The sequence below is a fragment of the Plantactinospora sp. CNZ321 genome (assembly GCF_004217235.1).
Window position 1 is genome coordinate 1,983,332 of the sequence record NZ_SHKQ01000001.1, and the last position, 12,393, is coordinate 1,995,724.

The window sequence follows — 12,393 nt, forward strand, 5'->3', positions numbered from 1 at the left end:
ATGGGCGCGATCACCGGATCGTTCAAGGGTTTCGGGGTCACCTTCTCGCACATGTTCAAGAAGGTCGTCACCACCGACTACCCGTTCAAGCCGCCGGTCTCCGCGCCGCGCTACCACGGGCGGCACATCCTCAACCGGCACCCGGACGGGCTGGAGAAGTGCATCGGCTGCGAGCTGTGCGCCTGGGCCTGCCCGGCCGACGCGATCTACGTCGAGGGCGGCGACAACACCGAGGAGCAGCGCTTCTCCCCGGGCGAGCGGTACGCGAGCACGTACCAGATCAACTATGCCCGGTGCATCTTCTGCGGGCTCTGCATCGAGGCCTGCCCGACCCGTTCGCTGACCATGAGCAACGAGTACGAGCTGGCCCGGGACAACCGGCAGGACCTGATCTTCACCAAGGAGCAGTTGCTGGCGCCGCTGCTGCCGGGGATGGAGCAGCCGCCGCACCCGATGCGGCTCGGTGACACCGAGCAGGACTACTACGTCGGCGCACTGACCAACCCGGGCACCTCGGCCGGCGCGGAGCGGGCGCCCTGGTCCGAGACCGGCACGGTCGACGGCTCCGGTACGACGGGAGAGACGGCGTCATGAGCGAGCGCAGCGAGGAGGGGGCATGACCGGACAAGCGGTGCTCGCCGCGGCCGGCGGGGTGACCGGCGGGGAAGAGGTGGCCTTCTGGGTCCTGGCCCCGCTCGCCCTGATCGGCGCGATCGGCACGGTCTGGGCCCGTAACGCGGTGCACTCCGCGCTCTGGCTGGTGCTGACCATGCTCTGCCTGGGCGTCTTCTACGTGCTCCAGGCCGGGCCGTTCATCGGCATGGTGCAGATCATCGTCTACACCGGCGCGATCATGATGCTCTTCCTCTTCGTGCTGATGCTGGTCGGCCGGGACTCGTCGGACTCGCTGATCGAGACGCTGCGCGGGCAGCGGGTCGCGGCGATCCTGCTCGGCCTCGGCTTCGGCGCCCTGCTCGCCAGCGGTTTGTGGCGGGCGCTCGGCCAGGCGGACGCGGCCGGCCTGGAGCAGGCCAACGCGAACGGCAACGTGCAGGGCATCGCCGCGCTGCTCTTCACCAGGTACGTCTTCGCCTTCGAGGTCACCTCGGCGCTGCTGATCACCGCGGCGGTCGGCGCGATGGTGCTGGCCCACGTCGAGCGGCGTCGCCAGGACCGGATGGACCAGATCGCCACGATGAGGGCGCGGTTCCGCCCCGGCACCTACCCGGGACCGAAGCCCGGCCCCGGTGTGTACGCCACATCGTCCTCGGTCGCCACCCCGGCCCGGCTGCCGGACGGCGTGCTGACCGAGCGGAGCGTTCCGCGGATCCTGCCGCAGCGGGAACTCTCCGCCGAGGAGCGGGCGCTGAAGGGGACGGAGAAATAGGATGTCGAACTTTCTTTCGGTGTCGCCGAACCACTACCTGATCCTCGCCTGCCTGCTCTTCACGGTCGGCGCGGTCGGGGTACTGGTCCGGCGCAACGCGATTGTCCTCTTCATGTGCATCGAGCTGATGCTCAACGCGGCCAACCTCGCGCTGGTCACGTTCAGCCGGATCAACGGCGACCTGAACGGTCAGATCATGGCGTTCTTCGTCATGGTGGTGGCCGCCGCCGAGGTCGTGGTCGGGCTGGCCATCATCATGACGATCTTCCGGACTCGGCGCTCGGCGAGCGTCGACGACGCCAACCTGTTGAAGTACTAAGAGGGGCCCACCAGTGGAACATTCTGTGGAGTACGCCCACGCCACGGGGTTGCTGGGCAGCGTGTGGCTGCTGGTGGCCATCCCGCTGGTCAGCGCGGCGATCCTCCTGCTGCTCGGCCGGCGTGCCGACCGGTGGGGGCACTGGCTCGGCGTGGCCAGCGTCGGCGTCATCTTCGTGCTCGGCCTGAGCTACTTCCTCTCGCTGCGAGGGCTGGAGAACCGCTCGGTCGAGCTGAGCCTCTGGGACTTCATCGCCGTCGGTGACCTGCGCGTCGACTTCGGACTGCTCTTCGACCCGCTGGCCGCGGTCTTCGTACTGCTGATCACCGGTGTGGGTTTCCTGATCCACGTGTACGCGGTCGGCTACATGGCGCACGACGCCGGCCGGCGGAAGTTCTTCGGGTACTTCAACCTGTTCGTCGCGGCGATGCTGCTGCTGGTACTCGGCAACAACTACGTGATGCTCTACGTCGGCTGGGAGGGCGTCGGTCTGGCGTCGTACCTGCTGATCTCGTTCTGGACCGACCGGCCGAGCGCGGCGACCGCCGGCAAGAAGGCGTTCCTGATGAACCGGGTCGGCGACGCCGGCCTGGCCATCGCGATCTTCATCATGTTCGCCACCCTGGGCAGCACCCAGTACGCCGACGTCTTCAACGGCGCCGGAGCGCTCGCCGGCGGCACCGTGCTGGCGATGGGCCTGCTGCTGCTGCTCGGTGCGACCGGCAAGTCCGGCCAGTTCCCGCTCCAGGCGTGGCTGCCGGACGCGATGGAGGGTCCGACCCCGGTCTCCGCGCTGATCCACGCCGCCACGATGGTGACCGCCGGCGTCTACCTGATCGCCCGGTCCAACCCGATCTTCTCGCTCGACCCGACGCTGCAGACCATCGTGGTCAGCGTCGGTGCGCTCACCCTGCTGATGGGCTGCATCATCGGCGCGGCCAAGGACGACATCAAGCGGGTGCTCGCCTGGTCGACGGTGAGCCAGATCGGTTACATGTTCCTCGGCGTCGGGCTCGGTGGCGGTGCGTACGCGCTGGCCATCATCCACCTGCTGGCGCACGGTTTCTTCAAGGCCAACATGTTCCTCGGGGCCGGCTCGGTGATGCACGGCATGTCCGACCAGGTGGACATCCGCCGGTTCGGCGGGCTGGCGAGGTACATGAAGATCACCTGGATCACCTTCGGGCTCGGCTGGCTGGCGATCATCGGCATGTGGCCGTTCTCCGGCTTCTTCACCAAGGAGCCGATCATCGTCGCGGCGTTCGACCGCGGCGACTGGACCTCCTGGCTCTACGGCGGGGCCGCACTGCTCGGCGCCGGGCTGACCGCCTTCTACATGACCCGGCTCTTCGTGCTCACCTTCCACGGCCCGAAGCGCTGGACCGAGGACATTGAGCACCCGCACGAGTCACCGCTGATCATGACGGTACCGCTGATCCTGCTCGGCCTCGGCTCGGTGGTCGCCGGTGGCCTGATGGCGAGCCCGGTCGCCGACTGGCTGACCCCGGTGCTCGGCCACGGCGCGCACCACGATCCGGTGATCCCGCACAACGTGATCAAGGTGCTCTCGATCGTCCTGACCGTGCTCGGCGCCGGCCTGGCCTGGCTGCTGTTCCGCAACGGCACCGCCCTGGTGGAGCAGCCGGCCGGTCCGGTGGTCCGGGCGGCCCGGCGCAACCTCTACACCGACGCGTTCAACGAGACGGTCTTCGAGAAGCCGGGCATCTTCCTCACCCGGGCACTGGTCTTCCTGGACAACCGGGGCATCGACGGGCTGGTCAACGCGCTCGCCGCCGCGGTCGGCGGTGGATCGGGCCGGCTGCGCCGGCTGCAGACCGGCTACGTCCGGTCGTACGCGATGTCCATCATGACCGGCGCGGTGCTGGTGGTGGCGGCGTTCCTGGCCGTCCAACTGGGGTGGTTCGCGTGACCCACCAGAACCCACCGGCCGCGCGCAACCGGCCGGGCGACCCCGACCGGCCGGGCACTGACGACGGAGGTAAGGCCGAATAATGTCCGACTTCCCCTTCCTCTCGGTGCTCACCGTCGCGCCGCTGGTCGGCGCGCTGGTGGTGGTCTTCCTGCCGGCCAGCCGGGGCGAGCTGGCCAAGCGGATCGCGCTCGGCTGGTCGCTGGCCGTGCTGGTGCTCTCCGTCTTCATGTGGGTCGCCTTCGAGGCCGGCGGCGACCGGCTCCAGCTCCGCGAGTCGTACTCGTGGATCCCGCGCTGGGGGGTGAACTTCACCTTCGCCGCCGACGGCATCGCGTTGGTCATGCTGATGCTGATCGCCCTGCTGGTGCCGCTGGTGATCCTCGCCTCCTGGCACGACGCCGAGAAGTCCAAGCGGTCCGTGCCGGTCTACTTCGCGCTGCTGCTCTTCCTCGAGTGCACGATGATCGGCGTCTTCGCCGCCGCCGACATCTTCCTCTTCTACGTGTTCTTCGAGGTCATGCTGGTGCCGATGTACTTCCTGATCGGCAGCTACGGCGGCCACCAGCGGCAGTACGCGGCGGTGAAGTTCTTCCTCTACTCGCTGGTCGGCGGCCTCTTCATGCTGGCCGCGGTGATCGGGCTCTGGGTGGTCGGCGGCAAGACCTTCGACTGGCAGGCGCTGACCCAGGTGGACATCTCCACCGGCACCGAGCGCTGGCTCTTCCTCGGGTTCTTCCTCGCCTTCGCGATCAAGGCGCCGTTCTTCCCGTTCCACACCTGGCTGCCGGACGCCGGTGGCGCCGCACCGGCCGGCGCGGCCGCGCTGCTGGTCGGGGTGCTGGACAAGGTCGGCACCTTCGGCATCCTGCGGTACTGCCTGCCGCTCTTCCCCGAGGCGGCGAAGTGGTTCGCCCCGTGGGCGATCGCGCTGGCGCTGGTCGGCATCCTCTACGCCGCCCTGCTGGCGGTGGGGCAGAACGACCTCAAGCGACTTGTCTCGTACACCTCGATCGCGCACTTCGGGTTCATCGGCGTCGGAATCTTCGCCTTCACCACCCAGGCCGGTACCGGTGCGGTGCTCTACATGGTCAACCACGGCCTCGCCACCGGCCTGCTCTTCCTGGTGGTCGGCATGCTGGTCGCCCGGCGCGGCTCCGCGCTGATCACCGACTTCGGCGGCGCCGGCAAGCTGGTACCACTGCTCGCCGGGGTGTTCCTCTTCGCCGGTCTCGCCTCGCTGGCGCTGCCCGGCACGGCACCGTTCATCTCCGAGTTCCTGGTGCTGATCGGCACCTTCACGGTGAACAAGCCGGTCGCGATCATCGCCACCGTCGGGATCATCCTGGCCGCCGCGTACGCGCTGTGGATGATCCAGCGGACCACCCAGGGCACGCTCAACCCGGCGCTGCCCGGGGTGGCGGCGATGCGGCGGGACCTGTCGGTACGGGAGAAGGTCGTGGTCGCCCCGCTGATCGCGCTACTGCTGCTGCTCGGCTTCTACCCGAAGCCGGTCACCGACGTCATCAACCCCGCCGTCCAGGCCACCATGGAGCAGGACCTCGGCAAGCAGGACCCGGCGCCGACGGTGGGCACCGTCCAGGAGGCACACCGGTGAGCCGGCTGCCAGTCGCGTACGTAAGGAAGGTCCGATAATGGATCTCAAGCTGCCGCCTATCGACTACGCGGCTCTGGCACCGATCCTGGTGCTGTTCGGAGCCTCCGTCGTCGGCGTCCTGGTCGAGGCGTTCGTACCCCGTAAGCGCCGGCACCTGACCCAGCTCGTCCTCGGCCTGCTGGCCCTGACCGGTGCGCTGGTCGCGGTGGTGATGAACGCGCACGACCGGCTGCTCACCGCCGGTGGGGCGGTCGCGGTCGACGGCCCGACGCTCTTCCTCCAGGGCGCGATCCTGGTGCTCGCCGCGATGGCGCTGATGCTGATCGGCGAGCGGTCGGTACAGCGCGGTGGCGCGTTCGTGGCGCACGCCGCGGTGCCGGTCGGGGCACCGGAGGACCAGCGCCAGGCCGCCGAGGAGGGCGGGGCGACCGAGGTCTACCCGCTGACCCTCTTCGCCGTCTCCGGCATGCTGCTCTTCGTCGCCGCGAACGACCTGCTGACGATGTTCATCGCGCTGGAGGCGTTCTCGCTGCCGCTCTACCTGCTCTGCGCGCTGGCCCGGCGCCGGCGGCTGCTGAGCCAGGAGGCCGCGCTGAAGTACTTCCTGCTCGGCTCATACTCCTCGGCCTTCTTCCTCTTCGGCATGGCGCTGGTGTACGGCTTCACCGTCGGGGCCGGCGGCAGCGGTTCCGGCGGCGGGGTCGACTTCGGCACCATCCGGAACGCGGTCACCGACTCGGCCGCCAGCGAGGTGCTGCTCTTCGGTGGGCTCGCGCTGCTCGCCATCGGGCTGCTGTTCAAGATCGCGGCGGCGCCGTTCCACGTCTGGACCCCGGACGTCTACCAGGGCGCCCCGACTCCGATCACCGGGTTCATGGCCGCCTGCACCAAGGTCGCCGCGTTCGGCGGGCTGCTCCGGGTGCTGCACGTCGCGTTCTCCGGGGCGAGCTGGGACTTCACTCCGGTGCTCGGCGCCATCGCGGTTCTGACGATGCTGGTCGGGGCGATCCTCGCGGTCACCCAGACCGACATCAAGCGGCTGCTCGCGTACTCCTCGGTGGCGAACGCCGGCTACCTGCTGGTCGGTGCGATCGTGCTCTCCAAGGACGGGCTGTCCAGCACGATGTTCTACCTCGTCGCGTACGGCTTCACGGTGCTCGCCGCGTTCGGCGTGGTGACCCTGGTCCGGGACGCGGACGGCGAGGCCACCCACCTGTCCCGGTGGGCCGGGCTGGGCCGACGCTCGCCGCTCTACGCGGGGCTGTTCACCCTGCTGCTGCTCGCCTTTGCCGGCATCCCGCTGACCAGCGGCTTCACCAGCAAGTTCGCGGTCTTCGGGGCGGCGCTCGACGCCGGGCAGACCTGGCTGGTGATCGTGGGTGTCGTGACCAGCATGATCCTCGCCTTCCCGTACCTGCGGGTCGTGGTGATGCTCTGGCTCTCCGAGCCGGGCGAGTCCACTCCGACGGTGTCGCTGCCGGGTGGGTTGACCGCGGCGGCGCTGATGATCGGGGCGGTCGCCACGCTGGTCCTCGGGGTCGCCCCGGCACCGCTGCTCGATCTCGCCAACGGCGCCGCCGAATTCGTCCGATGACCGGTCAGCCCCACGCCCCTCCCGAGGTCAACCGCCCCCGGCCAGGGGTAGGCCGGTGGGTGTGGCATGGTTGAAGGCGTGGGGGGAACGGCAGGCGGCATGGCGGCGCTCGGGCTCGACACGATCGGGCTCGAGTTCGTTGATGCCCGCCTGGAGGCATCGGTGGCCGGCGTGCTGGCCAGGGTGGAGGCGGAGCTGCGCGACACCGTCGCCAGCGCCGATCCGATGGTGGACGAGGCCGCGCGGCACCTGGTGGACGCCGGCGGCAAGCGGTTCCGGCCGCTGCTGGTGGCGCTCGGCGCCCAGTTCGGTGATCCGGCGGCCCCGCAGGTCGTGCCGGCCGCGGTGGTGATGGAACTCACCCACCTCGCCACGCTCTACCACGACGACGTGATGGACGAGGCGCCGGTGCGCCGGGGTGCGCCGAGCGCCAACTCCCGGTGGGGCAACTCGGTGGCGATCCTGGTCGGTGACTACCTCTTCGCCCGGGCCGCCGACATCGCCGCCGACCTCGGTACCGAGGCGGTCCGGTTGCAGTCCCGGACGTTCGCCCGGCTGGTGCACGGGCAGATCGCCGAGACCGTCGGCCCGCGCGACGCCGACCCGGTCGCGCACTACCTGGACGTGATAGCCGAGAAGACCGGTTCCCTGATCGCCACCTCGGCCCGGTTCGGCGGGATGTTCGGCGGCGCCCCCGCCCCGTACGTCGAGGCGCTGGCCGGGTACGGCGAAACCATCGGGATCGCCTTCCAGCTCTCCGACGACCTGCTCGACATCGCCTCCGAGTCGGAGCAGTCCGGCAAGACCCCCGGCACCGACCTGCGGGAGGGCGTACCGACACTGCCGGTGCTCTACGCGCTCGGCGCCGACGACGGGGACGCGACCTCGGTACGGCTGCGCGAGATCCTGGCGCTCGGTCCGATCACCGACGACGCGCTGCACGCCGAGGCGCTCGGCCTGCTCCGGGAGTCTCCGGCGATGAAGCGGGCCCGGGAGACGGTCCGCAGTTACGCCGAGGAGGCCCGCTCCCGGCTCGCCCCGCTGCCCGACAGCGCCCCCCGGCAGGCCCTCGAATCGCTCTGCGACTTCATCGCCGACCGCACCGGCTGACGCCGGGTTGCCGCCCGGCTGACCCCGTCCGGTCGTCGTCCTGGTCGGCGGGATCCGGTCGTGCCGGCTGGCCGGGTCCCGGCGCGGCGGCGGCCGGGGCGCCGTGGGTCGCCGGGCGGGAGGCACCACCGCGACCCGGCCTCAGCCCGCGCCGGCGGCGGAGGTCGGCCAGCAGCATCCGCCGGCCGGTCAGCATCAGCCCGGCGGCGAGCAGCATCGCCGCGGCCGCGACCAGCCACATCGCCGGGTACCCGGACTGCTCGGCGAGGGTGCCGAGGCCGAGCGGGCCGAGGCAGCCGCCCGCGTACACCCCGGTCTGGGTGATCGAGGTGGCGGTGGTCGGCGCCTGCGGGTGCAGCCGGACCACGGCGAAGTTGAGCAGCCCGGGCCAGGCCCAGCCCAGGCCGAAGGCGAGTACCACGCCGATCACCAACGGCACCGGGCCGGCCAGGTGCAGCAGTCCCAGCCCGCCGGCACCGACCAGCAGCATCCCGGCGACGGTGTTGAGGTGCCCCCCGGTGCGGCGGTCGGCCAGCGCGCCCATCAGGACCCGGGAGAGCAGGCAGACGGCACCGCCGAGGGTCAGCAGCAGCCCGGCGGCCCCCGGTGAGAGGCCACGGGCCGCCGTCGAGTCGACCAGGAAGGTGCCGAGGGCGTTCGCGGAGCCCGCCGCCAGGGTGCCGGCCACGCCGAGCGCGACCAGCCCCCAGGACGCCCGGCCGCCGTGCCCCCGGGCCCGGCCCGTCACCCGTACCGGACGGTCGGGTACCGCCGGCAGGATGGCCAGCGCCAGTAGGGCGGCGACGACGAACGCCCAGCGCCAGCCGACGGTGAGCGCCACGGCCGGTACGGCGGCACCGGCGAGCAGGGTGCCGGCCGGTACGGCGGCCTGCTTGATGCCGAAGGAGATGCCCTGTCGCTCGGGCGGTACCTGGTGCGCCAGCATGGCGTTGCTGGCCATCTGGCCGAGCGGGTTGGCCACGGCGACCACCGCCAGCAGGACGAGCAGCACCGGGTAGGAGCGGGCCACGGCGGCGACCGCGAGCATGGTGGCGGCGACCAGCAGCAGGCTGGCCCGGGCGGCGGTGGTCGGGCCGTACCGCTCGACGAGGGCGCCGGACGGGACGGAGCCGAGTGCGCTCACCCCGAAGTAGACGGCGACGGCCAGCCCCAGCCGGGCGGGGGAGAAGTCCAGCTCGGCGCCGAGTTGCACGGCGAGGCCGCCGATCAGGAAGACCGGCAGTACGCCGGCGACCGTGATGACGGCGGCGGCGAGCATGGTGCGGGTCGGCGAGGCGTGGGTTGCGGCCTGCGGGGTGTCATCGGTTAGATCGGCCATTTGGGACGAGCCTACGCGAGCCGCCCGTATGAACCGATCGTGTCGATGGACGTACGCACGGTCGCTGTAGATCTGGCATCCTCAATCCGGCCGGGCATTTCGCAGGCGCCCGGTTTTTCATATTCTGTAAGCCCCCGGCGGCGGAGGTGGTTGTGCGCGACCCCTTGGCGGAACCTTCGGACCTGATCCGCAGCGTGTCGCGTGCCTTGCGCGTGCTCGAAGCGGTGGGACGGGCACCGAAGGGCCTGACCGTGAAACAGATTGCCCGGCGTTGCGAGTTGACTGTGGCCACCACGTACCACCTGGTGCGCACGCTCGCCTACGAGGGCTACGTGATCAGGCGCGAAGACGGCACGTACATCGTCGGATTGGAGGTGGCGGACCGGTATCGCGAACTCGTCACCGCCTTCCGTGGGCCCCCGGCGGTCGGTGAGTCGCTGCGCCGGGCCGCCTCGGACACGGGCTACAGCCACTACCTTGGCCGGTTCGTCGGCGGGCAGGTGGCGGTCACCGCGGTGGCCGAGGGCCCCCGGTCGCCGTACCTGGAGGACCTGGTGCCCGGCTTCGACGAGGGCGCCCACGCCACCGCGCTCGGCAAGGCGCTGCTGGCCACCCTCACCCCGGAGCAGCGGTTCCGCTACCTGCGCGAGTACGGCATGCGGCCGTTCACCTCGGCGACCCTGGTCGCCGCCGACGCGTTCGAGGCGGACCTGGCGGCCGGTGACCGGCGCGGGATGCACCTGGAGCTGGGCCAGTTCCGGCACGGCGTCGCGTGCGCGGCGGTGTTGGTCGCCCCGGACAAGGACATGGAGCGGAGGGTGGTGCTCGCCTGCGCGCTGCCGGCCGCAGAGATGATGACCTCGGCCCGGGTGGTCCGGGCGAAGCTGCTCGCGGTGGCCAGGGCCGTCGCCGACGGCCTCGCCTCGGAACCCTGACCGGCCCGCCCGGTCCCCGAACCGGAACGTGGTCTCCTGCTGCCCCTGGAAGGGCAGCAGGAGACCACGGAGCAGGCGATGCTTTCGGTTGAACCGGTCCGGTGGTGGGTGCGTGGTACCGAGAGCCGGGGCCAGCGGGCGGGAGGCGAGACGACATCAGCGAGCAGGACGCCGAACTGTTGCGCGCCATGCACGACGAGCACGGCGACGCGCTGCTCGCGCACGCCCTGCGCCTGACCGGCGGCGACCGGCAGCGGGCCGAGGACCTGGTGCAGGAGACGCTGCTGCGGGCGTGGCGGCATCCGGGGGCGCTCGACCCGGACCGGGGATCGGTGCGGGCCTGGCTCTTCACCACCGCCCGCAACCTCGCCATCGACGCCTGGCGGCGGCGCAGCGCCAGGATCGGCGAGGTGATAACCGCCGAGCTTCCCGAACCGCCGCAGACGAACGACGAGACGGATCGGGCGGTGGAGGCCTGGACGGTGGCGGAGGCGCTGAACCGGCTCTCGCCGTCACACCGTGAGGTGCTGGTGGAGTGCTTCTACCGGGGGCGGTCGGTGACCGAGGCGGCCGCCCGGCTGGGCGTACCGCCGGGCACGGTGAAGTCGCGGACGCACTACGCGCTGCGGTCGCTGCGGCTGATCCTGGCGGAGATGGGGGTGACCGGGTGACGAACTGCGAGTACGCACACGACGACGGAGCGTACGTGCTGGGCGCCCTCTCTCCCGCCGAACGGGCCGGGTACGAGCGGCACCTGACCGGCTGCCCGGCCTGCCGGGAGGCGGTCGCCGAGATCGCCGTCCTGCCGGGACTGCTGGGCCGGCTCGACCCGGCCGGCCTGGCCGAGATCGGCACCCCGCCGAGCACCGCCGAGAGGCTGCCGAAGCTGCTCGACGAGGCCCGGGTCCGCCGGCACCGGGAGAGCCGACGTGGCCGGCTCCGCACCGCTGGGCTGGCCCTGGTAGCCGCGGCGCTGGCCGCCGTGCTCGGGTTCGGGGTCGCCGTACCGGTGGTCGGTGACCGGAACCCCGGCACCGACGTCGAGGTACGGATGGTCGCCATGCAGCCGGTCGGCGGGAACGTACCGGTCACCGCCGAGATCGGCTTCGACGGTACCCGCTGGGGCACCGTGGTCACGATGCGCTGCCAGTACGCGGAGACCAGGGACTACACCAAGGCGTACACGTTCCGGCTGGTGGCGCACGGCCCCAACGGCGAGACGGAGCAGGTCGGCTCCTGGCTCGCCGCGCCCGGCGACGACGCCACCTTCACCGGCGTCACCCGGTTCACCAGGTCCGAGCTGGTCCGCCTCGAACTCCTCCGGTACGACAACACCCCGCTGCTCGCCTACGACGTGCCGTAGCGCGCACCGGTCGGGTCCGGTCGCCGTACGCGCTGTCGACGCCGCCGGGTCGTTGGTCCCGGGACCCGGCCGGGTCTTTGGTCCCGGGCAGTGGTGCACTCGGACCCGGGTGCGGCGGCGCCGTACCGAGGAAAGTAATGGGTGTCAGGACAAGGGTCGACCTCGGAGGTCACGATGACCACCCGCCACTCCATCCGCCCGATCACCACGCCGCTGGAGCGGGCCGACTCGCCCGGCGCGATGTTGACCAAGACCGGTGCCAAGGCACTCGCCGTGCTGCGCGTCTCGACCGGCTTCGTCTTCCTCTGGGCCTTCCTGGACAAGCTCTTCGGCCTCGGCTACTCGACCCCCGGCGAGCGGGCCTGGATCAACGGCGGCTCGCCGACCGAGGGCTTCCTCTCGCACGTCTCGGTGGGGCCGTTCGAGTCGGTCGCGCACAGCATCGCCGGCACCTGGTGGGCCAACGGGCTCTTCATGCTCGGCCTGCTCGGCGTCGGTGTCGCGCTGATCGCGGGCATCGGCATCCGGGTCGCCGCCGCCTCGGGTGCGCTGATGATGGTGCTGATGTGGTTCGCCGAGTTCCCCCTCGCCCAGCACAACAGCGCGGGTGAGCCCACCGGCTCCACCAACCCGTTCATGGACTACCACCTGATCTACGCCGCGGTGCTGGTCGTGCTGGCCGCGACGTATGCCGGACACACCTGGGGACTGGGTCGAGTGTGGGCGCGGCTGCCCTTCGTGCAGCGGCACCGCTGGATGATCTGACCAACCGAGGGTCGCCCCGGCGGTGGCCCACGA

The 12,393-nt window shown here is 71.1% G+C and carries 12 protein-coding genes; 11 read left to right on the top strand and 1 reads right to left on the bottom strand.

The genetic code is table 11. The annotated features are described in order from the left end of the window. The 7 genes from nuoI to EV371_RS08850 all read left to right on the top strand — a co-directional run bounded on the left by nuoI (window position 1) and on the right by EV371_RS08850 (window position 7,958). Window positions 1-594, top strand: a complete 594-nt coding sequence (gene nuoI / locus EV371_RS08820) for an NADH-quinone oxidoreductase subunit NuoI (protein ID WP_130461621.1) — start codon at window positions 1-3, stop codon at window positions 592-594. 22 nt (window positions 595-616) lie between these two features. Then, window positions 617-1,387: an NADH-quinone oxidoreductase subunit J gene (locus EV371_RS08825; protein ID WP_130461622.1), complete on the top strand. Its 771-nt coding sequence runs from the start codon at window positions 617-619 to the stop codon at window positions 1,385-1,387. 1 nt (window position 1,388) lies between these two features. After that, window positions 1,389-1,706: an NADH-quinone oxidoreductase subunit NuoK gene (nuoK, locus tag EV371_RS08830; protein WP_207230441.1), complete on the top strand. Its 318-nt coding sequence runs from the start codon at window positions 1,389-1,391 to the stop codon at window positions 1,704-1,706. Window positions 1,707-1,719: 13 nt separating this feature from the next. Next, a complete protein-coding gene (nuoL, locus tag EV371_RS08835; RefSeq protein ID WP_130461623.1) occupies window positions 1,720-3,636 on the top strand; it encodes an NADH-quinone oxidoreductase subunit L in 1,917 nt (638 codons plus the stop codon). 82 nt (window positions 3,637-3,718) lie between these two features. Further along, window positions 3,719-5,254: an NADH-quinone oxidoreductase subunit M gene (locus tag EV371_RS08840; protein WP_130461624.1), complete on the top strand. Its 1,536-nt coding sequence runs from the start codon at window positions 3,719-3,721 to the stop codon at window positions 5,252-5,254. 34 nt (window positions 5,255-5,288) lie between these two features. Then, window positions 5,289-6,848 (top strand): NADH-quinone oxidoreductase subunit NuoN, encoded by a 1,560-nt coding sequence (gene nuoN, locus EV371_RS08845; protein ID WP_130461625.1) that lies wholly within the window; start codon window positions 5,289-5,291, stop codon window positions 6,846-6,848. A gap of 66 nt (window positions 6,849-6,914) precedes the next feature. Further along, window positions 6,915-7,958: a polyprenyl synthetase family protein gene (locus tag EV371_RS08850; RefSeq protein ID WP_130461626.1), complete on the top strand. Its 1,044-nt coding sequence runs from the start codon at window positions 6,915-6,917 to the stop codon at window positions 7,956-7,958. On the opposite strand, the gene EV371_RS08855 is transcribed toward EV371_RS08850, so the two are convergent. Then, entirely contained in the window at window positions 7,936-9,297 is a 1,362-nt protein-coding gene (locus EV371_RS08855) for an MFS transporter (protein ID WP_207230442.1), read from the bottom strand. The genes EV371_RS08850 and EV371_RS08855 overlap by 23 nt on opposite strands. Before the next feature lie 152 nt (window positions 9,298-9,449). Between EV371_RS08855 and EV371_RS08860 the strand changes: the two genes are divergently transcribed. The 4 genes from EV371_RS08860 to EV371_RS08875 all read left to right on the top strand — a co-directional run bounded on the left by EV371_RS08860 (window position 9,450) and on the right by EV371_RS08875 (window position 12,360). Beyond that, on the top strand, window positions 9,450-10,232 hold the full coding sequence (locus tag EV371_RS08860) for a helix-turn-helix domain-containing protein (protein WP_130461627.1): 783 nt from the start codon (window positions 9,450-9,452) through the stop codon (window positions 10,230-10,232). A 155-nt stretch (window positions 10,233-10,387) separates the two neighbouring features. Continuing rightward, a complete protein-coding gene (locus EV371_RS08865; RefSeq protein WP_130465755.1) occupies window positions 10,388-10,903 on the top strand; it encodes a sigma-70 family RNA polymerase sigma factor in 516 nt (171 codons plus the stop codon). Continuing rightward, window positions 10,900-11,595 (top strand): zf-HC2 domain-containing protein, encoded by a 696-nt coding sequence (locus EV371_RS08870; protein ID WP_130461628.1) that lies wholly within the window; start codon window positions 10,900-10,902, stop codon window positions 11,593-11,595. Before EV371_RS08865 ends, EV371_RS08870 begins: the two co-directional genes overlap by 4 nt. Window positions 11,596-11,769: 174 nt before the next feature. Next, window positions 11,770-12,360, top strand: a complete 591-nt coding sequence (locus EV371_RS08875; RefSeq protein ID WP_130461629.1) for a DoxX family protein — start codon at window positions 11,770-11,772, stop codon at window positions 12,358-12,360. Window positions 12,361-12,393 lie beyond the last annotated feature (33 nt).